Consider the following 23,923-nt stretch of genomic DNA (forward strand, 5'->3'; position numbering starts at 1 on the left):
TTGAGTCAACTGTACTCAAGTTTTGAGATCTGCGGCTTGACAGCCTCCCCGCGAGGGTGACAAGCTTGAGCCGTCGAGGCTCAACTCTTGACCCCAGACTTGAAACGGCCAACGAAGCCAGCAACAAAGGAGAGAAAGCACACATGTCACGTGCAGTAGGAATCGACCTCGGAACCACCAACTCCGTCGTCTCGGTGCTCGAGGGCGGCGAGCCGACGGTCATCGCCAACGCGGAAGGCTTCCGCACCACCCCGTCCGTCGTCGCGTTCACGAAGGACGGCGAGGTGCTCGTGGGTGAGACCGCGAAGCGCCAGGCGGTCACCAACGTCGACCGCACCATCTCGTCCGTCAAGCGCCACATGGGCACCGACTGGACCACCGAGATCGACGGCAAGAAGTACACCGCCCAGGAGATCTCGGCCCGCATCCTCCAGAAGCTGAAGCGCGACGCCGAGCAGTATCTCGGCGACACCGTCACCGACGCCGTCATCACCGTGCCGGCGTACTTCAACGACGCCGAGCGCCAGGCCACCAAGGAGGCCGGTGAGATCGCGGGCCTCAACGTGCTCCGCATCATCAACGAGCCGACCGCAGCGGCGCTCGCCTACGGCCTCGACAAGGGCAAGGAGGACGAGCTCATCCTCGTCTTCGACCTCGGTGGCGGCACCTTCGACGTCTCCCTGCTCGAGGTGGGCAAGGACGACGACTTCTCGACCATCCAGGTGCGCGCCACCGCAGGTGACAACCGTCTCGGCGGCGACGACTGGGACCAGCGCGTCGTCGACTGGCTGATCAAGCGCTTCAAGGACTCGACCGGTGTCGACGTCTCCAAGGACAAGATCGCGCTGCAGCGCCTCAAGGAGGCGGCGGAGCAGGCCAAGAAGGAGCTGAGCTCCTCGATGAGCACCAGCATCCAGCTGCCCTACCTGTCGCTCACCGAGAACGGCCCGGCCAACCTCGACGAGACGCTCACCCGCGCCCAGTTCGAGCAGATGACCAGCGACCTCCTCGACCGCACCAAGAAGCCGTTCCAGGACGTCATCCGCGAGGCCGGCATCAAGGTCGGCGACATCGCGCACGTCGTGCTCGTGGGTGGTTCCACCCGCATGCCCGCCGTGAGCGAGCTCGTGAAGCAGGAGACCGGAGGCAAGGAGCCCAACAAGGGCGTGAACCCGGACGAGGTCGTCGCCGTCGGCGCCGCCCTGCAGGCCGGTGTCCTCAAGGGCGAGCGCAAGGACGTCCTCCTGATCGACGTCACGCCGCTGTCCCTCGGCATCGAGACCAAGGGCGGGATCATGACCAAGCTCATCGAGCGCAACACGGCCATCCCCACCAAGCGAAGCGAGACCTTCACCACGGCAGACGACAACCAGCCGTCCGTCGCGATCCAGGTCTTCCAGGGCGAGCGCGAGTTCACCCGCGACAACAAGCCGCTCGGTACCTTCGAGCTGACCGGAATCGCCCCGGCCCCCCGAGGCATCCCGCAGATCGAGGTCACCTTCGACATCGACGCGAACGGCATCGTGCACGTGTCCGCCAAGGACAAGGGCACCGGCAAGGAGCAGTCGATGACGATCACCGGCGGCTCCAGCCTGCCGAAGGACGACATCGAGCGCATGGTGCGCGAGGCCGAGGAGCACGCCGCGGAGGACAAGAAGCGCCGCGAGTCCGCCGAGACCCGCAACCAGGCCGAGCAGCTCGTCTACTCGAACGAGAAGCTGATCAAGGACAACGAGGACAAGCTCCCCGAGGACGTCAAGAACGAGGTCCAGGGCGACATCGACGCGCTGAAGACCGCGCTCGCCGGCGACGACGACGAGGCCGTGAAGACCGCGTACGACAAGCTGAACGAGAGCCAGCAGAAGATCGGCCAGGCTATCTACTCGGCCGCGCAGGCGGCAGAGGCCCCGGCCGGCGACGCCGGCGAGGCGGGCGCTCAGGGTGAGGGTTCCTCCTCGTCCGACGATGAGGACGTCATCGACGCCGAGGTCGTCGAGGACGAGGAGAAGAAGTAACCATGAGCGACGAGAACCGCGACGGGCACGGCTCGGAGGAGCCGGAGCGGGAGGAGCCGATCATCCGCGACAAGCGGAGGATCGACCCCGAGACCGGCAAGGTTCGCGAGCCGCAGGGCGAAGAGCACGACCTCGCGCACGAGGAGCTGGTGGACGTGGGTCCGGGTGAGGAGGAGAGCGTTCTGTCCGACGACGACCTCGACATCCTCTCCGGCCAGACCACGGCCGACCAGCTCGCGGCGGAGCGGCTTGCCGACCTCCAGCGGGTGACCGCGGAGTACGCGAACTACCGCAAGCGCACCGAGGCCAACCGGGAGGTCGAGCGCGAGCGCGCGGTCGGCGAGGCCGTCAAGGGCCTCATCCCGGTGCTCGACGACCTGGAGCGTGCGGACAAGCACGGCGACCTGACGGAGGGCAGCGCGTTCGCGACCATCGCGGCCAAGCTGCGCTCGTCGGTCGAGCGGCTCGGCCTCACCCCGTACGGCGAGAAGGGCGAGCCTTTCGACCCGCAGATCCACGAGGCGATCTTCCAGCAGCCCACCCGCGGCGTGACGGCCGACACCGTCGCCGAAGTGGTGGAGACCGGCTATCGGCTGGGCTCCACCGTGGTGCGGGTCGCGAAGGTGGTCGTCGCCACCCCGGCCTGACCGGCCGGACGATGAGCGCCGGGAGCGGCGGGACGCGTGTCCCGCCGCTCCCGCCTCGGCAGAACATGCAGACTTCACAGACAGCAGTGCCCACGGCGGCACGGACCACGACAGCACAGCCAGGAGAGGAGGCGCCGTGGCAAGCCAGGACTGGTTCGACAAGGACTTCTACAAGGTCCTAGGCGTCTCCAAGGACGTCAGCGAGGCGGAGCTCAAGAAGACCTACCGCAAGCTCGCCCGCAAGTACCACCCCGACTCGAACCCGGGCGACCCGGCAGCCGAGGCCAAGTTCAAGGAGATCAGCGAGGCCCACTCGGTGCTGAGCGATCCGGAGCAGCGCAAGGAGTACGACCAGGTCCGTGCCATGGGCTCCGGCGCCCGGTTCACCGCTCCGGGCTCCGGCGGCCAGGGCGGTTTCGACGACGTGTTCGGCGGGATGTTCAGCGGCGCTCAGGGCGGTCAGCGCTACACCTTCCAGCAGGGCGGCGGCCAGGGCGGTTTCGACGACGTCTTCGGCGGCCTGTTCGGCAACGGCCGGTTCGGCAGCGCGAGCGGAGGCTACCGCGGTTACGGCGGCCCAACTCGCGGCAACGACGTGACCGCGCACACCACCATCGACTTCGTCACTGCTACCAAGGGCGAGACCATCAGCCTCCAGGCCGGGGACGGCAAGCCGTTCAAGGTCAAGATCCCCGCGGGAGTGGCCGACGGCCAGAAGATCAAGCTGCGCGGCAAGGGCCAGCCCAGCCCGGACGGCGGCGAGCCAGGCGACATCGTCCTCACCGTGACCGTGCGCAAGCACCCGGTGTTCGAGCGCGACGGGCTGAACCTCCGTGTCACCGTGCCCGTCACCTTCGTGGAGGCCGCGCTCGGCGCGACCATCGAGGTGCCGACGCTGGGTGGCGAGCCCGTCAAGCTGCGCGTCGCCCCTGGCACCCCGGGCGGCCGCGTGCTGCGCGTGAAGGGCCGCGGGGTGCAGACCGCCAAGGGCACCGGCGACCTCCTGGCCGTCGTGCAGATCGCGGTGCCGTCGCACCTGTCGAGCGAAGCCAAGGAGGCTCTCGAGGCGTTCGCCGAGAAGCTCCCCGACGAGAACCCGCGAGAGGACCTCCTGGCCAAGGCGCGAGGGTGACGATGGACGAGAACACGCAGGTCTTCGTGATCTCGATCGCGGCCGAGCTGGCCGGGATGCACCCGCAGACCCTCCGCCAGTACGACCGCCTGGGGCTCGTGAGCCCCGGCCGCACGCCCGGAAAGTCGCGGCGCTATTCGATGCGCGACGTCCAGAAGCTCCAGGAGATCGCGCGTCTCGGCTCGGAGGGTGTGAGCCTGGAGGGCATCCGCCGCATCCTCGAGCTCGAGGACCACGTGAACGCGCTGAGCGACCGGGTGCGCGAGCTCGAGACGGCGCTCGCCGACGAGCTGCTCAACCGCCCGGGTCGTCGCGTGTTCGCGGCGGGCTCGGAGGGCGAAGTCGTCTCGATGCGTGCGGGCACGCGCGTGCGCCGCAGCAACCAGATCGTCGTGTGGCGGCCGCTCGAGCGGTAGCCGTAGCGAGCGCGTGAGCCCAGGAGAGCGAGGGGCCCGCTGCCATGATCCTCCCCCGATGGAGATCGTGGACTGCGGGCCCCTCGCGGCTTTGTGGCTGGTCGTCGGACGGGGCCGTTCCCTCGGAACGGTGTTTCAAGTCTGCGTTCGCCGTGCGGTCTTAGGGGCCGGTGGTGGTCGAATTGGTGGCGTCCGCAGGTGCCGCGTCGCCGATCGGCTGCGGAATGCGGGAGCGCCGTGAGCGGAGCTGAGTAGTCGCAGCGGTGGCTGCGGCTGCTGTGCGATCGGCGTTCAGTGCGCCGACGAGTGTGCGGTGACCTCGAACAGCTCGTGTCGGTTGGTGACCCCTGCCTTGCGCATCGCGCGGGCGAGATGGTTCTCGACCGTTCGCGGGCTCAGCGAGAGCCGCTCGGCGATATCGGCATTGCTCAGCCGCCCGGCCAGCAGGGCGACCTCCTGCTCCCGGTTCGTCAGGAGCGGGCCGCGCGCCTCTTCCTCGCCGTCGAGCCCGGTGTGGGTCGGCCATTCCGCGACCACGCGGTCGCCGCCCAGCGAGCTGCCGATCCGTTCCAGGACCTCCCGGCGGTGCTCGTCGGTCTCCGAGCGCGCGGCCGAGAGCACCAGCCGCACCGTCGATGCGTTGTACGCGGCTTTGCGGACGCCGTCGGCCCAGCGGGTGAGACCGTCGACCGTATCGGTCTGCAGCAGCTCGATCAGGGAGCTCGCGTGGTCGAATCCGGGAGTCTTGAGCTTGCGCACGACCCGCTGGAACTCCTGCGCGGTGTTCGCTCCGAGGTGGTACTGCAGGCCGTAGAGCGCCTGCTGCGCGGCGCCGACGAGGTAGCCGAGCTCGCGACGTCGCCGGACCGAGGCGGCGAGGTGCTGATCGAACAGGAGGGGCGCGTGACGTTCCACGGCGATCGTCGTCGCGAAGTCGACGCCCATCCCGAAGAGGGGTCCCGGCCGCGACTGCAGCCGCTCCGATTCGCGCAGGAGGGCGCCGCGCAGCGAGGACGAGCCGCCGCGACCCTGGTCGAGCGCGTGGACCTGGAGGAGCGCGGCGTAGAACGACTGGAAGAGATACTGGGGTCGTCCCACCAGCAGGACCGAGTTGAGCACGCCCTGGTAGGCGGCCCTGCGCCCGAGATCGTAGTTCGCGAGCGCTGCCACGTACGAGCCCAGGATGTAGGCGCCCCGGAGCTTGTGGTACTCGCCCTGGTTCATCAGGCGTTCCGCGGCGCTGAGGGCGGCGTCGAGCCGGCCGTCGACGAGGTCGGCGATGGCGGTGACCGTCGTCGACGTCGCCTTGGAGACCTGCTTGGTGGGAGCCCCCTCCGCCAGCGTCCTGGCCGCGTCCGTGTCGCCGCCGACGAGCGCGCGGGTTGCCCGCTCCAGGCGGACGAACCCCGTCGGCTCGTCGTCGCTCTCCGTCCTCGGGACCTCGACGCCCGAGCCGAGCATGAGCGACATCGCCCGGCCGGCCGCGGCCGCCGGCGCGCGCCACTCGGGGTGCAGCGTGCCATACGACTCGAGCAGGTCGCGGCAGTCCGTCTCCCGCTGCTCCTCGAAGGCCAGCCAGTTCGCCTGCTGCACCACGAACTCGAACGAGGTGGACGACGCGTCTTCCAGTTCGACCGCCGTCTCGGCGAACACGCGCACGACCCGCTCGCGCTCCTGGGCGACCCCGAGCGCTTCGACGATGTAGGCACCGGCGGTCGTCGGGTTCGGCGACATCTCCCACGCGGCGAATGTGGTGGTGACCGCCCGGCGCTCGTGCTCGCGGAACAGCTGCGAGAGCGACGCCAGCGACGCGCCCTCCACCTCGGGCGACAGGTCGGTGGGCACCAGGGCCGACTCGTGCTTCCAGATGGTGGCGAGCGGGATCGTGCTGCGCTGGTAGCGGTCGCTGAACATGCGCGGCCACACCTGGAGCGCGCCGCCCAGACCGGTCTGGGTGAGGCGGACGAGTCCGTAGTCGCAGGCGAGCTGGGTCAGCCGGGGGTCGAATCGTTCCGTCGCGATGTCGAGGGCGACTTCGCCGGGCTCGGCCACCGACCGGACGAGTGCGCAGACCTCCGGCTCATAGTCCGTCAGGATGCCGTCGATCAGCGGGGTCAGGTCGTCGTTCCAGAACGAGGCCGTCGCCTGGCGCCACATCCCGTTGTGCTGCACGATCCTGCCGTGGTCGCGCGCGCTCGTCACGACGGCTTTGCTGAGCAGAGGCAGCCCACCGGTCTTGGCGTAGATGCGCGAGACCACGGCGGGGTCCGTCTCGCCGCCGAGCTCCTCCGTCACCAATTCGCTGGTCGAACCGATGCCGATGCCGCGCATGGTGATCACAGTCTGGGGCCAGGCCGGGGCGATGGTCCGTTCGGGGTGGTGCATGCCCATCCCCGTGAGCTCGGTGAGCAGGAATGCGGCGCCGGTGCGCTTCCTGAGCGCCTCCAGCAGCCGCAGCGAGCGCTGGTCGACGAGATGGGTGTCGTCGATGGCGATGACAGTCGATGCGCGAATGGCGGGAGCCACGAGGTCGAGCGGGTCGCCCTCCGCCGTCAGGCGCACCCCGAGCTGGCGCGCGAAGCGCAGGAAGGCGGCGCCGGGCTGCGTCGACGCACGGTCGGCCTCCACGGAGACGACGGGTGTGCCGGTCTCCTCGAGGATGCGGACGGTGTTCCGCAGAAGCTCCGATCGCCCGCTGCCGTGAACACCGACGATGCTGACGGTCCTCTGCGCTCGTGCCGCCGTGACGGCGCGCTCCAGTTCCGCTCCGAATGCGAACACGTCCAGCCCCTCGCTCCTCGTCCGCGCGTCCGACTCCGACGCGCTTCGATGCGACTGTCATACCAGTCGCCTGGAGTGCAACATGCTAAAAGGCTGTGGTTCGACCGCCCTACCGTGGCGTCTGCACGGAGAGTTCGCCACGGTCTTCACCTCGCGCCCGCCTGCGGTCGCAGGGCAGAGGCGCGCCGCCGTCGCCTCCCGCAGGAGCCGACGGCGGCGCGGAGCTCAGCGCTCCGACGAGGCGGGGAGCGCCTTCGTGCCTTCGATGCGCACGGCCTGGAGGGCGCGCGGGTCGAGGCCGAGCTGCCTCAGGATCGTCGGGGCGATCTGCGTGGTCTCGACCGGCGCGCCGATCCGCTGGGCGTGCTTCGAACCGGGTGTGGAGACGAGGATGGGCACGTTGCGGTCGTCGGCGCTCGCGCCGCCGTGCTCCGCGATCTTCGAGGTGCCGCCGGTGTAGACGACGCCGGTCTGCGCGATGCCCAGCACGTCCGGGATCCGCGGGTCGGTGGCGGAGGTGCCGAAGTACTTCGCGACCCCGGAGCCGGCGTAGATCGTCGTGAGTCCGGAGGCCTGGACGGTGATCGGCGCCTTCGCGATGTCGTTGCCCGCTGCAGTGTGCGTCGCCAGGTACTGCTTGGCGAAGTCGTCTGCGGCCTGCGAGTGGTCGTTCAGCCACAGCTGCATAATGTCGTCGTCGGTCGAGAAGGCGACGAGGTCGCCGGCGCCCGGGTGCGCGGCTTTCCATGCGGCGTTCAGCCCGGCGATGATCGGGCCGTCGTCGATGCGCTTCAGCGCCGCCGGGTTCGTCGGGGACTGCCCGTGCTTGGCCGACAGGATGATGGTCGTGTCTCGCGTGTGGCCCGTCTTCGCCAGCTCGGAGGTGAACGCGCCGACGGAGGCGTTCACGTAGTCGAGGGCCTTGCTCAGCAGCGGCCCGGGCGTCGAGCCGTCGGCCAGGTAGCCTCCGGTGAGACCGTCGGAGGTCGGCAGCTTCTGGGCGGTGGACACCGTCTGGAAGTTCATGCCGAAGATCGCGGGAACCGGCTCGGCGGTGGTGCCCGAGTGGTCCTTGCCGTCGATCTCGTTGAGCACGGCCTTCACCTTGTAGCCGTCGTACTGCTGCGTGGCGAGGTTGTCCTTCGTCCAGTCGCCGGTGAACGGAGCGGCGGCGTTGCTGTTGATCTCCGGGGTGAACAGGTCGTCGACGCCCGCGCCCGACGGCCCGTCGAGGATCTCGTATGCCGGGTGCTTGTCGCTCCACGCGGTGTGCAGCCCTGCCTGCTTGACGACCTCGAACACCGTGTTCACCTTGAGGTACTGGTGCGGGTAGACGGGCTTGCAGGTCGCGGGGTCGACCGGCAGCTGCGCCGGGTCGAGCAGGGTGCCGGGCGTTCCCGTCAGGGAGAGGATGCTGCCGGGGAGGCCGGAGAGGCCCTGCCCCGCGTCGATGCTCGACTGGTTCTTGTCAGCGGCCTCCGTGAACGCCACCTCGGCGCCCGGCTTCACGCCGACGCAGTTCGTGGTGCCTGCGGGGAGCAGTGCGTGGTTGTACGTGTCGTCGTAGTACACGCCGGTCGTGCCGGGGTTGCCGCCGGTCACCTGGGCGACCATGCCGGGGAACGAGTCGGATGGCACCGGGGTGGACGCGTGCGTGTAGTCGGTCCCGTGCTGCGCCAGCGCCGCGATCGCCGAGGCCGGGTGCGTGCGGACGTACCAGTCGAGGTCCTTCTGGTGGAGGCCGTCCACCGAGAGCAGGAGGACGTGCTTCACCGCGGTGCGACCGTCGTGGTCGCCTCCTTGGCCATCGTCGGCGAGTGAGGGTGCGGCGGTCACGCCGACGATGAGGGCGCCGCCGAGGACGGCCGCGCCCGCCGCGAGGATGCGCGGTCGAGCGGTCGATCTGATGGAGGGCATCAGGATCCTTTCCAGAGGTCGCCCCCCGAGTAGGGGCGTTCAACCGGGTCGATCCTGGCCCGCCGTCCGTCCGTCCACCATGCGCTCGCGCGACTGCTCGCACAGGCTTCACCTGGCGTTCACCGCGCGGGGGACGGCTTGGAGCGCGCTCTCAGGCTGGGCGGGCCGAGTCTGAGAGACGCCGAAGGGGCACTTCGTCAGTAGGCCACCACCGTCGCGTTCTGCCAGGTGCTCGCGATGGTCTTGGCGCCCGGGGGGATCGTCGTGATCTTGACCGGTGTCGTGACCTTGGTGGGGCCGCCCGATCCCATGCCCCAGCAGTTCTCGAAGTTGGTTCCCGCGAACCACACGTCGCCGGAGTTGTCGAGGATGAGGATGTGCTGGTTGCCCGTCGAGATCTCTTTGACGTCGTCGACGAGCACCCGCGTCCAGTTCTGACTGGCGACGGTCGTGCCGTTGGCGAGGGTTCCGTCGTTGTTGCCGCCCACCGCCCAGAGCTCGTTCGCCGCGTTCTTGATGTAGAAGCTCGTCGCGTAGGCGTTGGTGGGCTGGTGCGCCCAGATCTCGACGAGGTCGCCGGGAGGCGCCTCGATCTCGTGGACGTATCCGTCGTCCACGTACCCGCCGGGAGTGTATGCGGCCGTGGCGGAGCCCGAGAAGAGCACGCGGCCGTCCTTGGCGAGCATCATCAGGGTCCAGTCGTCGGCCTGTACGGCCTTCGCGATTCCGGTGACAGGTGTTCCGTCCTGATAGAGCAGCTGCTGGACGACGCCTAACCCCGTCTTGGCAGGAAGGCCTTTCGTGAGTTTGGCGAACTTGGTCGCGTCTCCGGTGAGCCATACCGTTCCATCCTCGAGGGTCCAGACGAGCATGGCGTCGTTGCGGAAGAGCGAGACCCACGCCGGCTTGCCGGGCAGGCTCCCGCCGATCCGCGTGAACTTGTTGATCACCTTGTTGATCGTGCTGTCGCCGGGGATGGCGAGGACGTTCGCGTTCTGTCTCCCTGCCGCCCACCAGTCGCCCGCCCTGTCCTCGATCACGTAGAGGGGATGGTTCGCGCCGCTCTGGGAAGCGATGCACCTCGCCGCGTCGGTGAAGGGCGAGCCGTCGTCCTTGAGCCCGCTCTGCGGTGCCAGCGTCGAGTTGACGTTGGTTCCCATCCCGAGCTCGGTCCCGCCATTGGCGCCGCCTCCGAGGACGGCGCCGGTTGCCGTGATGGCCAGAACGGTGCTCTGCGAGGCGTAGACGCCGGCGACCGGTACGTCGATCATCCACGGCGTCGGGTAGGAGAGCGCGCCGAGCTGTGCGCCGTTCATCGCCTGCCCTTGCGCGGTGCGACCGCCGATCGTGTACACGCCGCCGAACCGGGTGGCCAGGGTCGCGGTCGCTGTCGAGCCGTTCGCGGTCGCTGTGATGGTGGCGACCCTGTCGCCCATGCCGAAGGGCGGGATCGCGACGTGGAACAGTCCCACTCCGTCAGGCCCCGTCAGGATCATGATGCTCTGCACCGGCGTGAACGCGGTGTTGTTCCCCATTTTGTAGAGAGCGAACCCGGCGCCGGTGATGGTGATGGAGACATTCGTCGCCTTCGCGGGAGACACGGTGACGGGCACGGAGGTCGCGGTCGCGATGGCGGTTCGCGCTTGCCCGCTGGGCAGGCCCTTCGCCGCATCGAATCTGGTCGCGATCGACCATCCGCCGCCGACGATGCCCGTCAGCTGCGGAGGGATGAACACAGGTCCGCCCGGAACCGCGGACGCGGCGGCGGCGGGTGTCGATGTGACGGCGACGATTGCGGGCACCGCCCAGGCGGAGGCCCCGATGATCGCCCGCCGCGAGATCCCCTCCCGGGTGCCGGTGCGGCGCAGCTCCGCTTCTCGTTCACCCATTGCCTCATGCCCTTCGCCGGATGCGTGGAGATGCGGCGGGATCCCGCCGACTCGCTCGGCATCGTAATGCGTGCATTACGGTGTCGACGTCGTCCGCGGGTGAAAGAGGCCGGACTTCGCCAGGTGCTTAACCCGCTGGGTTCAGAGCAGGTTCGACGCTCCCTGGCCGACATAGAGTGTGTTCTTGAACTCGCGCGCCTCCTCGGCGGCGATGTCCCGATCGATGCCGGCGCGTACATCGCGCATCAGCTTGTGCAGCTCCTCGTGCTTGCCGGGGACGCGTGCGTGACCGGTGCTGTCCCACAGGTTCGAGACCGGGAGGGCCTCGCCCGCCTCGGCCGCGAGCGTCCACTCCTCGGTGGTGGCGACGGCAGCGAACTCGGAATCCATCGTGACCAGCACGCTGATGTGCAGGGCGTCCGCAGAGATCGAGCCGGCCGGGTTGACCAGGTCGAGCGTCCCCGTGGCGTCGGAGAGGAACTCGACCGTGAAACCGAGCGCCGCCGCATCCCGGGCGGTGCCCGCACAGCAGTGCTGGGTCATGTAGCCCGCGATCGCGACCGTGTCGATGCCCTCCGAGCGCAGCCACTGCTCCAGCTCGGTGCCGGCGAACGCCGAGACACCGGACTTGGTGACCAGAAGGTCGGGGGTGCGGTCGGCGACGGAGGAGTGCAGCGCGGCACCCTCCGAGCCCCGGGCGAAGACGGGCGAGCCCTCGTCTTCGATGTGCTGCACCAGCACGAGTTTCACGCCCTGGTCGGCCGCTGCATCCATCGCGACCTCGATGTTCGGGATGGACGTCATCAGATCCGGGTGGCAGATCTTCAGGTTGCCGGTGACGTACTCGTTCTGCACGTCGATCACGATGAGTGCACGCTTCATGACCGCACTCTAGCGCTGCGGGCACCCGTCCCGGCTGGCACGACATGACAATGAAATACGGCATCGACGCGAAGTAGGCTGGTGCGCGGCCTCCCGCCCACAAGGCGATGGATGCCGCGCAACGACGCACACCGCACGACCCCACGAGGATGGCGAACATGAGAGCCCTGTACAAGAGCGAGGCCGGCCCCGGGCTGGCCCTCGTCGAAGTCCCCGAGCCGCAGATCGGCCCGGAGGACGTCAAGATCCGGGTGCTCCGCACCGGCATCTGCGGAACCGATCTGCACATTCTGCGCTGGGACGACTGGGCGGCCTCCGCCGTCGCCGCGCCGCTGGTCCCCGGTCACGAGTTCTACGGCGAGGTCGTGGAGGTCGGCGACCTGGTGCACGACGTGGAGGTCGGCGACAAGGTCTCCGGCGAAGGCCACATCGTCTGCGGCACCTGCCGCAACTGTCGGGCGGGCCGCCGCCAGATGTGCATCCGCACGAAGGGTGTCGGCGTGCAGCGCGACGGCGCCTTCGCCGAGTATCTCGTGCTGCCGGCGACGAACGTGTGGGTGCACCACACCGGAATCGAGCCGGAGGTCGGCGCGCTGTTCGACCCGCTCGGCAACGCCGTGCACACGGCGCTGGCGTTCCCGGTGGTCGGGGAAGACGTGCTCGTCACCGGCTGCGGTCCCATCGGGTTGATGGCGATCGCCGTCGCCCGGCACGTCGGCGCCCGCTTCATCGTCGGCACCGACGTCAGCGCGCAGCGGCTGGAGTTGGCGAAGGGCATGGGCGCGGACTTCACCGTCGACGTCTCGAAGCACGACATTCGCGAGGCCCAGCGGGCGCTCGGCATGCGCGAGGGCTTCGACGTCGGCTTCGAGATGAGCGGCGCACCGACGGCGCTCCCCTCGATGATCGAGAACATGAACCACGGCGGCCGCATCGCGATGCTCGGGCTGCCCTCCCAGACCATCGCGATCGACTGGGGCATCGTCGTCACGCACATGCTCACCCTCAAGGGCATCTACGGCCGCGAGATGTTCGAGACCTGGAACGCGATGGGCGCGATGCTGCAGACCTCCAAGCCGCTGCACGACTCGATCGCCTCGATCGTGTCCGACCGTTTCCCTGCGCGCGACTGGGAGAAGGGGTTCGCCGCGGCAGCAGCGGCCGGCGGCGGCAAAGTCATCCTCGACTGGACGGAGCTCTGATGTACGGGACGTTTCGCGAGCACCTCGCAACGCAGCTGGCAGAGATCGAGGAGGCCGGGCTCACCAAGCGGGAGCGCAGCATCCACGGCCCGCAGGCGGCGCTGATCACCGCAGACGGCGCGGAGGTGCTGAACTTCTGCGCCAACAACTACCTGGGCCTCGCCGACCATCCCGTCCTCCGCGATGCGGCGAAGTCGGCGCTCGACGAGTGGGGCTACGGGATGGCGAGCGTGCGCTTCATCTGCGGAACGCAGGAGCAGCACCTCGAGTTGGAGCGCCGGGTCTCCGCGTTCCTCGGCACCGAGGCGACGATCCTGTTCTCGTCGTGCTTCGACGCCAACGGCGGCGTGTTCGAGACCCTGTTCTCGGCGGAGGACGCGATCGTCTCCGACGAGCTCAACCACGCGTCGATCATCGACGGCATCCGGCTGTCGAAGGCGCAGCGCTACCGCTACCGCAACCGCGACCTGGACGATCTGCGCGCCCAGCTCACCGCGGCACGCGATGCCGGAGCCCGGTACACGGTGATCGTCACCGACGGCGTGTTCTCGATGGACGGCTACATCGCGCCGCTCCGCGAGATCTGCGACCTCGCGGACGAGTTCGGCGCGCTGGTCTTCGTGGACGACTCGCACGCCGTCGGCTTCGTCGGCGAGCACGGCAGGGGGACGCCGGAGTTCTGCGGCGTCGCGGACCGCGTCGACATCTACACGGGCACGTTCGGCAAGGCGCTCGGCGGCGCGTCCGGCGGCTACGTGTCGTCGCGGAAGGAGATCGTCGACCTGCTGCGCCAGCGCGCCCGCCCGTACCTGTTCTCGAACACGCTCGCTCCGTCGATCGTGGCGGGCACGCTGGCCGCGCTCGACCTGTTGGAGCAGTCCGACGAGCTGCGCGCGCAGCTGCTGGGCAACGCGGTGCTGTTTCGCGAGCTCATGACGGAGGCCGGATTCGACCTCCTGCCCGGCGAGCACCCGATCGTGCCGGTGATGTTCGGCGACGCCGCGCTCACCGCCCGCATCGCGGACGAGATGCAGAAGCACGGCGTCTACGTCACCGCGTTCTCGTTCCCGGTGGTGCCGCGCGGCAAGGCACGCATCCGGGTGCAGCTGTCGGCGGCGCACACCGACGAGGAGATCCACCGCTGCGTCGACGCCTTCACCGCGGCACGGGAGGCCGTCGGCGCCTGAGATTCGTCACGAATGTCGCTTTTCGTGCCACGAATGTCGGCATTCGTCACGAATCTCGCTTTTCGTGCCACGAATGTCGGCATTCGTCACGAATGTCTTTCGTGCCCCGAAGGTCGAGATTCGTCACGAATCTCGCTTTTCGTGCCACGAATGTCGGCATTCGTCACGAATGTGGCGTCTCGGGCTTACTCGGCGTCGACGGCGGCGACTGCGCGGCGGCGCGTGAAGAACAGGAGTAGCTGGACCCCGAGGAAGGCCGCGAGCGCGCTGAGGTCGACGATCGTCACCGTGCCGGCGACGGCAGCCGCCTGAGTCAGCCCGCACGCGCGGGCGGTCTGGTCGGGCGTGCACAGGAAGCGGTCGTTCGACGGGATCGCGCCGGAGGCGAGCCAGCGCGGGATGAGCTGGTTGTAGGCGGTGGCGAGCCCCGGCTCGAGGGCTTGGGTGTGCGTCGCGTCCGGAACGGCCCAGTAGGTGACCTTCCAGCCGGCCTTCTCTGCGGCGGTCGCCGTGGCCTCCACCTGGGGCCGGAAGTGCGGGTCCAGTGCCCCGGCGACGAAGATGCCTGTCATCGGCTCGGGATACGTGGACGATGCCAGGATGTTCTCCGGCCAGGTGGCCTGGTACGCCGCCGCGCTGCCGCCGTAGTAGGTGTTCTGCGTGAACGTCGGCCGGTGCTCGCCCGGCTTGTCAGGCCCGGAGATGTCGACGACGTTGCCCCAGGTGCCCGGATGCTTCGCCCCGAGGTAGGCCGCGCACTCGCCGCCGTGCGAGTAGCCGGCGATCACCCAGTCCTCGCGGTCGCCGCTGGCGGGGAGGTTGGCGTGGATCCAGTCGGGCACGTCCTTCGACAGGTAGGTGTCGAGCTTGCCGCCGACGGTGTCGCTGCACGGCGGGTTCTTGTCGATCGCGCCGATCTGGTCGACGACGAGGATGAACGGGGCGTCGTCCAGGCGCTCGGCCCCGAGGCTGTGCAGGGCGTCGAGGGTCGCGCCCAGCGTCGGCCTCCCCGGCTGGCCCATCATCATCTCCACGACCGGGCGGGTTGTCGCGGGGTCGCGCAGCCACCCGGAGGGGACGAACAGGTGGGCGTCGCGCGCCGAGAAGCCGGAGGCGGTCGGCGGGATGTGCACGGTCAGTTGCGCGCCGTTCGCGAGGTTGTCCGGGGTGAGCGGCACGGCCTTACCCGCGATGGTCGCCGTCGCCAGCGTCGGTCGCAGCGTGAGGCCGGTGGCCGCGACCCCGGCCAGTCCGGTGACGACCGTGAGCGCGAGCGCGATGTTCCGGGAGCCGCCGCGGGACTGCAGCACATCGCCGAGGGCGAGGGGCAGGGCCAGCGACGCGAGCGCGATCGCGAACCAGCCGACTCCACCGAGGTCGGGTCGCGGCGCGAGCAGGCACCACAGCAGGACGAACACGAGCCCGGCGACCTGGCCGATCAACACCGCCTTGACCGTCAGTCCCGCGCGGAACCGCCACGCGCGCACGCCGAATCGCCAGGCCGGGTAGGCGGCGAGCAGGCCGAGTGCGAGTGTGAGCCAGGCGAGAGTCCCCACGCCCTCCACCCTAACCGGCCGGGCTATCCCCGATCGCCGCTGGGCACCCCCGCAACCGGGGGCCCACTCGACTCCCGCGCGATCATCCGCACCGGTGGAGCGTCCAGCCGCTCGACGCGTTCGCCGGCCCGCATCCGTGCGTAGGCCTCGAGGAGGGTTGTGGCGAGCGTCTCCGCATCGAACGTGACGGTGCTGAGGCGGGGCACGAAGTCGGCGCTCGCCGTGTGGTCGTCGGCGCCGACGACGGCGAGGTCGGCGGGAACGCGCAGACCCGCGTCTGTGAGCGCCCGGATCGCCGCCATGGCCAGGCCGTCGTCGGCCGCTGCGACCGCCGTCGGTGCTGCGGGGTCGTAGCGGATGCCGTGCGCCCAGTCACGCAGGGTGCGCGCGGAGGCGGCCGCGTGGGCGATGTCGAGGCGTACGCGCAGGCGGGCGGCGGCTTCCCGTGCTCCGGCGAGACGCTCTGCAGCGGCGGGGCTCGGCCCGGCCGGCGTCACGTAGACGATGTGCCGGTGGCCGAGTGCGGCGAGGTGTTCGATCGGGAGGCTGCCGAACGGGCGCTGCGGGATGACGAGCGACGGTGCGTAGTCGACCGCCATCGGGCCGTGCACGATGAGAGCGCGCACGCCGGCGAGGCGGAGCACCTCCGTGGCCGCCTCGTCGCACCGCTCGGCTTCGGCGAGCACGGCCTCCGGCCGCAGCTTCGCCCAGAGCTGGCCGGCCTCGGCGCCGGTCGACGCGGTGTCGGCGTGCCGGAGCGCGTCGGTGCCGTCGTCGACCGTGCGGCAGAGCAGGGCGTCGAACGTGCGCTCGACCGTCGCGCCGTGGTCGGACGTGGAGGCCGCGAGCAGTAGCCCGGCGACGGCCTCGCCGCTCGCGAGCGACCGGGCGGCGGTGTTCGGGGTGTAGCCGAGCAGCCGCGCGGCCTCGAGCACGCGGTGCCGGGTGTCGTCGGAGACCCGCGAGTTCGGCTTGTCGTTGAGCACGAACGAGACGGTGGCGCGGGAGACGCCGGCCGCGAGGGCGACATCGGCGCTCGTCGGGGCTTTGACGACCTGCGGCGTGAACATGGTGTCTTCAGTCTAGGTCGAGGCCGCCCAGGTGATTACGCGTGTTAGCAAAAACCGACCAATGGCTTGTATTCGAGAAGGGCCTGCCGTATGGTTACGCGTGTTAGCACGCAACGTCGCCTGCTCTGAAAGGACACCTCCCCGTGACAACGCCGTCTGATGACTTCCCCGAACAGCCCCGCCCGGTGCAGCCCACCCTCCCGCCGAACCTCTCCGGCGCGCCCGACAGCGTGGCGCTCGGTTCGACCCTGACCACCGCCGACTCGGCGTTCTCGGCAGCCCCCACCTCCGCGCTGTCGGCCCAGGCCCCGCAGAAGGTCAAGGTCCGCGGCAAGCTCCTCAAGCTCATGCTGTCGATGTCGGTCGCGAACCTCGCGATCTTCAGCATCTGGGGAGCGGTGCCCGGCATCCTCCTCCCGCTGCAGGTGCAGGGCATCGTCGGGGACGGCGCCAAGGCCGGGACGCTCGCGCTGGTGTCGACCATCGGCGCCTTCGCGGCCATGGTCGCGCAGCCGATCGCCGGCATGGTGTCCGACCGCACCCGCAGCCGCTTCGGGCGGCGCGCGCCCTGGATGGTCGGCGGCGCGCTCATCGGCGGGCTCGCGCTCCTCGGCATGGCTGCGGCCAACTCGATCGTTCAGATCGCCATCGCGTGGGTCATCGTCCAGATCGCGTACAACTTCGCGCAGGGCCCGCTGAGCGCCATCCTGCCCGACCGCGTCCCGAGCGCCGTCCGTGGCACGTTCGCCGCACTCAGCGGACTCGGCCTGATGCTCGGCGCCCTCGGCGGCCAGATCGCCGGAGCGGCCTTCGCCTCGTCCATCCCGACCGGTTACCTGGTTTTCGCGGGCGCCGCCCTCATCGTCATCGTGCTCTTCATCGTGCTCAATCCCGACAAGTCCAACAAGGGGGAGCCGAAGCCGCCGTTCAACTTCGTCGCCTTCCTGCGGACGTTCTGGGTCAGCCCGGTCAAGCACCCCGACTTCTTCTGGGGATTCACGGGCCGCCTCCTGCTGTTCGCCGGCTACTTCATGGTGACGGGCTTCCAGCTGTTCATCCTGCAGGACTACATCGGCCTCAAGGGCGGCGCCGTCGCGATGGTGCCGGTGCTCGGTCTGCTGAGCCTCGCCGGAACCCTCATCTCGACCCTCGTCGGCGGCCCCCTCTCCGACAAGATGGGACGTCGCAAGCCGCTCGTGATCATCGCCGGCGTCATCCTCGCCGTCTCGCTCCTGTTCCCGCTGGTGATGCCCACCGTGACCGGCATGATGATCTTCTCGTTCGTCTCCGGCCTCGGCTTCGGCGCGTACCAGTCGGTCGACACCGCTCTCATGAGCGAGGTGCTGCCGTCGAAGGACGACTTCGCCAAGGACCTCGGTGTGCTGAACATCGCAGCCACCCTGCCGCAGACGCTCGCCCCCGGAATCGCCGGTGCGATCGTCGTCGCGTTCGGCAACATCTACACCCCGCTGTTCCCGATCGGCATCGTGATCGCCCTCCTCGGCGCCTTCGCGGTCCTCCCGATCAAGTCCGTCCGCTAGGAGAATCACCCCATGACCGACATCACCACCGCCACCGACGTCTCCGACGAGTTCCTCGACGGCCTGCTGGGATCGCTCTCCCTCGAGCAGAAGGTGCGCCTGCTCACCGGTGCCTCGTTCTGGACCCTGCACGACGAGCCGCAGATCGGCCTCGACACGATCGTCGTCTCCGACGGCCCCGCGGGCGTCCGCGGGCAGCTGTGGGACGAGCGCGACTCCTCCGCGAGCCTGCCGTCGCCGACCTCCCTCGCCGCATCGTGGGACGTGGAGCGGGTGCACAGGCTCGGACAGCTCATCGCGGCGGAGGCGCGCCGTAAGGGCGTCGGCGTCGCCCTCGGCCCGACCGTCAACATCCAGCGCTCGCCGCGCGGTGGCCGCCACTTCGAGGCGTACAGCGAGGACCCGTGGCTCTCGGGCGTCGTCGGCACCGCGTTCGTCAAGGGCGTGCAGTCCTGCGGTGTCGGTGCGACGCCCAAGCACTACGTGGCGAACGACAGCGAGACCGACCGCATGACGGTCGACGTCCACGTGGACGAGCGCACCCTGCGCGAGGTCTACCTCGCTCCTTTCGAGCGCATGGTCATCGAGGGCGGCGCGTGGTTGGTGATGTCGTCGTACAACTCCGTCAACGGCGTGACGATGACCGAGAACGACCTGCTGCACTCCCCGCTGAAGGAGGAGTGGGGCTTCGACGGCGTCGTCGTCTCCGACTGGATGGGCGTGCGAGACACCGTCGCCGCCGGCCGCGCGGCGCAGGACCTCGCGATGCCCGGTCCGGAGGGCGTCTGGGGCGCCGCACTGGTGGAGGCCGTGCGCGCGGGTCAGGTCGACGAGGCCGCGATCGACGAGAAGGTGCGCCGCATCCTCCGTCTCGCCGGCCGCCTCGGCGCGCTCGAGGGCGTGGAGGCCGCTGCGCCGCTCGCGCAGCCGTGGCCGCAGGAGAGCATCGACGCGCTGCTGCGGGAGGCCGCTGCCGACGGCATGGTGCTCGTGCGCAACGACGGCGTGCTCCCCCTCGACGCGTCCGCGAATTCGTCCGTCGCCGTCGTCGGCGAGCACGCCCGCATCGCCCGCACCCAGGGCGGCGGTTCGGCGACGGTGTTCCCTGACCACGTCGTCACGCCGTACGACGGACTGGTGGAGACGTTCGGCGCCGACCGCGTCCGGTACGCGGCGGGCGTCAAGTCGTCCGAGTCGGTGCTGCCGATCGACGGCCGCGTCGCGACCGACCCGGTCACCGGTGAGCCCGGCCTGCACGTGCGCTTCCTGACCGAGGCGGGCGACGTTCTGCTCGACGAGCACCGCACGTCCGGCAAGCTCGCCTGGCTGGGCGACCCGATCCTCGGCGACACCGCCGTCGTGGAGGCCGTCACGTCGTTCACGGCGCCGGAGGACGGCGAGTACGCGGTCGGCTTCGCCGGTCTCGGCCTGTTCCGGTTCGAGGTGGACGGCGAGCTGAAGAGCGACGGCCTGTTCTTCCCCGAGGGCACTGATCCGTTCATGGCGTTTCTGAACCCGCCCAAGCAGTCGTTCCCTGTGCGGCTGAAGGCCGGTGAGAGCGTGGCGTTGCGTCTGGAGCACCGCCCGCAGCAGCAGGCCGGTCTCGCGGCCGTGATGTTCACCTTCGGCTACGAGGAGCCGTTCGCCGACCCCGAAGCCGAGCTGGAGCGCGCCGTCGAGCTGGCCGCGTCCTCCGACGTCGCCGTCGTGGTCGTCGGCACCACGGAGACCCTCGAGTCGGAGGGCTTCGACCGCGCGGGCCTGCGCCTGCCCGCCGGACAGGACGAGCTCGTTCGCCGCGTGCTGGCGGCCAACCCGCGCACGGTGGTCGTCGTGAACTCCGGCGGACCGGTCATCCTCCCGTGGCTGGAGGAGGCGCCCGCCGTGCTCCTCACCTGGTTCCCCGGGCAGGAGACCGGAGGCGCGCTCGCCGATGTGCTCTCGGGCGCACGCGAGCCGGGCGGCCGCATGCCGACCACGTGGGCGGCGAGCGAGGAGGACGTGCCGGTCTGGCAGGTCGAGCCGATCGACGGTGCGCTGTTCTACGACGAGAAGCTGAACGTCGGCTACCGCGAGTGGCTGCGTCGCGCGGCACTCGGCGGCCCGGCCGCGGCCATCCCGTTCGGCCACGGCCTCGGCTACACCGAGTGGGAGCTCGGCGAGGCGACCCTCGACGGGCTCACCGTGAGCGTGCCCGTCACCAACGTCGGCGCGCGTGCGGGCAAGCAGATCGTGCAGGTTTACCTGTCACGCGTCTCCGAGTCGTCGATCGAGCGACCCGTGCTGTGGCTCGCGGGCTACGCACTCGTCCGCGCGGAGGCCGGCGAGGCCGCTGTCGCGACCGTCGAGCTCGAGCCGCGATCGCTGCAGTACTGGTCGGTGGACGACCACGCGTGGCGCACCGAGCCCGGCGAGTACGCCGTGCAGGTGGGCACGTCCGTCGTGACGCTGGGGGAGCAGCTCCGGTTCACCGTGTGAATGCGGGCCGGGTTTCCGGCCGCCTGAACCCGCCCCCTCGACCGTGATCGCTCCGGTCGAGGGGGCGCACCATTTCCGCCGCGGGAGAGTGCCCTCTCCCGCGGCGTTGCTTTGTTCACAACTATGTTCTATGGTTTATTTAGTTCTGAACAAAGGAAGGCAATGGCGCTCTCATCCCCCTCGCGCACCGACGTCAATCGCACGGCGATCCTCGCTCACCTCGGAGCGCACGGACCGGCGTCGCGCGCGGACCTCGCAAGGCGGCTCAGCGTCTCGCCCGCCCTGATCACCCAGCTCTCCCGCGATCTGCTGGCCGACGGCCTCATCGAGGAGCTCGACCACGCGAGCTCGGGCGGAGGACGCCCCGCACGGATGCTGGGGCTCGTCTCGCGCACCGCGTCCTCCATCGGGGTCAAGGTCGCGCCCGACCACATCGCGTTCGTGGAGGTGGGCATCGACGGTTCGGTGCTGCGCTCCGCGACGGAGGCGTTCGACGCGGTCTCGCCGTTGGCCATCTCCGGACTGGTCGAGCGCGTCGGCGCGTTCATCGACTCCGGTGACGACAGCCGCGTCCTCGGCGTTGGAGTCGGACTGCCGGGCACCGTGCTCGAGCAGGGCGTCGGCGTCGTCGACTCCACGCAGCTGCGCTGGAACCAGGTCCCGCTCGGCGCGACCCTTCGTCGCGCCCTCGACCTCCCGGTGGTCGTCGAGAACAACGTCAACGCCCTGAGCGTCGCCGAGAAGCTCTTCGGCCAGGGGCGCGACTCCGAGGACTTCCTCGTCGTCACCATCGGCAACGGTGTCGGAGCCGGCGTCGTCGCGGGTGGATCGATCCTCCGCGGCTCGGCGGGGGGCGCAGGCGACATCGGTCACGTCCCCGTCGTCGAAGACGGCCCGCTCTGCCAGTGCGGCAATCACGGCTGCCTCGAGGCCGTCGTCGGCCAGGGCGCACTGCTCGCAGCGGGACGCGCCGCCGGGGTCCTCGACGCCGCCGACGGCATCGACCGGCTCCGCGCAGCAGCCGACTCCGGTGACGAGCGGGCGCAGCGGATCTACGCCGACGCCGGCCGGATCCTCGGCCGGGCGCTCGCCGGGGTCGTGAACGTCCTCGATCCCGCGCTGGTCGTCCTGCTCGGCGAGGGCGTCGAGGCTTGGGCGCACTGGGCCGCAACGTTCGAGCCCGCCCTCCGCGCGTCGCTCGTGCCGGGCAAACGCGGCGTCGCCGTGGTCGTCGAGAGCTGGCAGGACGACCGCTGGGCGCAGGGTGCGGCGGCGCTCGTGCTCGCGACGCCGTTCGACTCCGACGGGGTCGCCGGCGAGCAGGGGCGGCTGGTGCGCGAACGGCTCGTCTCGACCGCGGGGGCGCGCTGATGGTCATGTCGGACGTGCGGGCGGACGACGTCGCGGAACGCGGTCTCGGCGGCTCGAGACCCTCGCGCAAGCGCCCGGTCAAGCGGCGGCTGGCCTACGCTGGCACGGTCGCGGTCTTCCTACTGCCCAGCCTCATCCCGCTCCTGGCCTTCGTGATCGGACCGATGATCTCAGCGGCGTGGACGAGCCTCCACGAGTGGAACCTCATCGGAGACATGAAGTGGGTCGGGTTCGACAACTACGCCCACCTGATCTCCGACCCGGCCACCCAGCAGGCCTTCCTGCACACCGTCTACTACATCGTCGGCTACCTGCCCCTCGTGTACGTCGGCGGCCTCGCGCTCGCGCTGGCCCTCAACTCCAAGCTGAAGGGCCGCGCCTTCCTGCGCGGCATCTACTTCCTGCCGGTCGTCACCAGCTGGGTCGTCGTCGCCCTGGTCTGGCGGTGGCTGCTCAACCCGAGCGTCGGCGTCGTGAACTACCTGCTCAGCCTGGTCGGCATCCACGGTCCCGGCTGGTGGGCCGACCCGGCGTGGTCGATGCCGTCGATCATCCTCGCGTCGGCCTGGAAGGACCTCGGCTTCGTCATGGTCATCCTGCTGGCCGGCCTGCAGACCATCAACCCCGACCTCTACGAGGCGGCCGAGATCGACGGCGCGGGCTGGTGGAGACGACTGTTCAGCATCACCCTCCCGATGCTCTCCCCCTCGACGTTCTTCGTGATCGTGCTGTCGCTCATCAACGGGTTCCAGGTCTTCGACCAGGTCTACGTGATGACGGGAGGCGGGCCGAACAACTCCAGCCAGGTAGTGGTCCAGCAGGTCTACGACCTCACGTTCCGCTACGGGCAGGCGGGGATGGCCTCCGCGCTCTCGTGGCTGCTGTTCCTCGTCATCCTCGTGGTCACCCTCGTGCAGTTCTACGGCCAGAAGAAGTGGGTGAACTATGCGTAGCCCGCTCGCCAAGACGCTTCTCTACATCGCCGTCGGCGTCGGCGCGTTGGTGATGATCTTCCCCTTCGTCTGGACCGTCGTCACGTCGATCAGCCCGGGGGCGAGCCTCACGACCACCCCGAAGCTCATCCCGGACAACCCGTCGCTCGCTCCGTACGCGGAGCTCTTCCAGCGGGTCCCGTTCGCCCAGGTGATCGTCAACTCGGTGGTGATCGCCACGATCAGCACGGTGTTCCAGCTCGTGACCAGTGCGATGGCCGCCTATGTGTTCGCCCGGCTCCCGTTCCGCGGGCGCGGTGCGATCTTCCTGCTCTACCTCGCGACCATGATGATCCCGTTCCAGGTGCTCATCGTCCCGCTGTTCGTGGAGATGAAGTCGCTCGGGCTGATCAACACCTACGCCGGCGCCATCCTCCCTACGATCGCGTCCGCGTTCGGCGTCTTCCTGCTGCGCCAGGCGATCGGGACGGTGCCCTACGAACTCGATCAGGCGGCCACGCTCGACGGCGCCGGCCACTTCCGGGTGTTCTTCCAGATCGTCCTCCCGCTCGTGCGTCCCGCCCTCGCGACGCTCGCGGTGTTCGGGTTCCTGAACACCTGGAACAGCTTCCTCTGGCCGCTCATCATCCTGCGCGACCCGCTCATGCAGACGCTGCCCGTCGCGCTGTCGAGTCTCCAGGGCCAGTACTCCACGCAGTGGGACGTGCTGTTGGCCGGCTCGGTCATCAGCATCCTCCCGATGTTCGCCCTCTACGTCTTCGCCCAGAAGTACATCGTGCAGGGCGTCGCCGGCACCGGTCTCAAATAGGCCGCCCGCCCCGTCAATCCCATCTGTCACACAGTCACCACCCCCACCCGAAACACCGCATCGAAGGAGATCGCACTC

Annotated in this window: 17 protein-coding genes; 11 read left to right on the plus strand and 6 right to left on the minus strand. The window is 69.6% G+C overall.

Annotated features, from left to right (window positions below):
- Positions 1-143: 143 nt before the first annotated feature.
- From dnaK to JNB50_RS04965, 4 genes are all read left to right on the plus strand, one after another.
- A complete protein-coding gene (gene dnaK, locus JNB50_RS04950; protein ID WP_208038965.1) occupies positions 144-2,015 on the plus strand; it encodes a molecular chaperone DnaK in 1,872 nt (623 codons plus the stop codon).
- Between the two features lie 2 nt (positions 2,016-2,017).
- On the plus strand, positions 2,018-2,662 hold the full coding sequence (locus tag JNB50_RS04955; protein WP_208038966.1) for a nucleotide exchange factor GrpE: 645 nt from the start codon (positions 2,018-2,020) through the stop codon (positions 2,660-2,662).
- 136 nt (positions 2,663-2,798) lie between these two features.
- Positions 2,799-3,794 carry a DnaJ C-terminal domain-containing protein gene (locus JNB50_RS04960; RefSeq protein ID WP_208038967.1) on the plus strand — a complete coding sequence of 332 codons (996 nt, stop codon included), beginning with the start codon at positions 2,799-2,801 and terminating at the stop codon, positions 3,792-3,794.
- 2 nt (positions 3,795-3,796) lie between these two features.
- On the plus strand, positions 3,797-4,210 hold the full coding sequence (locus JNB50_RS04965) for a heat shock protein transcriptional repressor HspR (protein WP_208038968.1): 414 nt from the start codon (positions 3,797-3,799) through the stop codon (positions 4,208-4,210).
- A 291-nt stretch (positions 4,211-4,501) separates the two neighbouring features.
- Here the strand turns inward: JNB50_RS04965 and JNB50_RS25720 are convergent, their stop codons facing one another.
- From JNB50_RS25720 to JNB50_RS04985, 4 genes are all read right to left on the minus strand, one after another.
- Positions 4,502-6,991: a LuxR C-terminal-related transcriptional regulator gene (locus tag JNB50_RS25720; RefSeq protein WP_208038969.1), complete on the minus strand. Its 2,490-nt coding sequence runs from the start codon at positions 6,989-6,991 to the stop codon at positions 4,502-4,504.
- A 225-nt stretch (positions 6,992-7,216) separates the two neighbouring features.
- Positions 7,217-8,908: an alkaline phosphatase family protein gene (locus tag JNB50_RS04975; protein WP_208038970.1), complete on the minus strand. Its 1,692-nt coding sequence runs from the start codon at positions 8,906-8,908 to the stop codon at positions 7,217-7,219.
- A gap of 197 nt (positions 8,909-9,105) precedes the next feature.
- Positions 9,106-10,797 (minus strand): hypothetical protein, encoded by a 1,692-nt coding sequence (locus JNB50_RS04980; RefSeq protein ID WP_208038971.1) that lies wholly within the window; start codon positions 10,795-10,797, stop codon positions 9,106-9,108.
- A 141-nt stretch (positions 10,798-10,938) separates the two neighbouring features.
- A complete protein-coding gene (locus JNB50_RS04985) occupies positions 10,939-11,679 on the minus strand; it encodes a cysteine hydrolase family protein (RefSeq protein WP_208038972.1) in 741 nt (246 codons plus the stop codon).
- Between the two features lie 158 nt (positions 11,680-11,837).
- Between JNB50_RS04985 and tdh the strand changes: the two genes are divergently transcribed.
- Entirely contained in the window at positions 11,838-12,881 is a 1,044-nt protein-coding gene (gene tdh / locus JNB50_RS04990) for an L-threonine 3-dehydrogenase (protein ID WP_208038973.1), read from the plus strand.
- Entirely contained in the window at positions 12,881-14,068 is a 1,188-nt protein-coding gene (locus JNB50_RS04995; protein ID WP_208038974.1) for a glycine C-acetyltransferase, read from the plus strand. The genes tdh and JNB50_RS04995 overlap by 1 nt, the downstream gene beginning before the upstream one ends.
- 185 nt (positions 14,069-14,253) lie before the next feature.
- On the opposite strand, the gene JNB50_RS05000 is transcribed toward JNB50_RS04995, so the two are convergent.
- Together JNB50_RS05000 and JNB50_RS05005 are read right to left on the minus strand one after the other, a co-directional pair.
- A complete protein-coding gene (locus JNB50_RS05000; RefSeq protein WP_208038975.1) occupies positions 14,254-15,624 on the minus strand; it encodes an esterase family protein in 1,371 nt (456 codons plus the stop codon).
- A gap of 23 nt (positions 15,625-15,647) precedes the next feature.
- The gene (locus JNB50_RS05005) at positions 15,648-16,694 is read right to left on the minus strand and encodes a LacI family DNA-binding transcriptional regulator (RefSeq protein WP_208038976.1); all 1,047 of its coding nucleotides are present in this window, start codon (positions 16,692-16,694) and stop codon (positions 15,648-15,650) included.
- A gap of 143 nt (positions 16,695-16,837) precedes the next feature.
- Between JNB50_RS05005 and JNB50_RS05010 the strand changes: the two genes are divergently transcribed.
- From JNB50_RS05010 to JNB50_RS05030, 5 genes are all read left to right on the plus strand, one after another.
- Positions 16,838-18,235 (plus strand): MFS transporter, encoded by a 1,398-nt coding sequence (locus JNB50_RS05010; RefSeq protein ID WP_307794600.1) that lies wholly within the window; start codon positions 16,838-16,840, stop codon positions 18,233-18,235.
- Positions 18,236-18,247: 12 nt separating this feature from the next.
- A complete protein-coding gene (locus tag JNB50_RS05015; RefSeq protein WP_208038977.1) occupies positions 18,248-20,713 on the plus strand; it encodes a beta-glucosidase in 2,466 nt (821 codons plus the stop codon).
- Positions 20,714-20,875: 162 nt separating this feature from the next.
- Positions 20,876-22,084 (plus strand): ROK family transcriptional regulator, encoded by a 1,209-nt coding sequence (locus JNB50_RS05020; RefSeq protein ID WP_208038978.1) that lies wholly within the window; start codon positions 20,876-20,878, stop codon positions 22,082-22,084.
- Positions 22,084-23,037, plus strand: coding sequence for a carbohydrate ABC transporter permease (locus tag JNB50_RS05025; protein WP_243767957.1), 954 nt, complete (start codon positions 22,084-22,086; stop codon positions 23,035-23,037). The genes JNB50_RS05020 and JNB50_RS05025 overlap by 1 nt, the downstream gene beginning before the upstream one ends.
- Positions 23,030-23,845 (plus strand): carbohydrate ABC transporter permease, encoded by an 816-nt coding sequence (locus JNB50_RS05030; protein ID WP_208038979.1) that lies wholly within the window; start codon positions 23,030-23,032, stop codon positions 23,843-23,845. Before JNB50_RS05025 ends, JNB50_RS05030 begins: the two co-directional genes overlap by 8 nt.
- The last annotated feature ends 78 nt before the right edge of the window (positions 23,846-23,923 follow it).

The sequence above is a fragment of the Leifsonia sp. TF02-11 genome, from assembly GCF_017565305.1.
Lineage (GTDB): Bacteria > Actinomycetota > Actinomycetes > Actinomycetales > Microbacteriaceae > Leifsonia.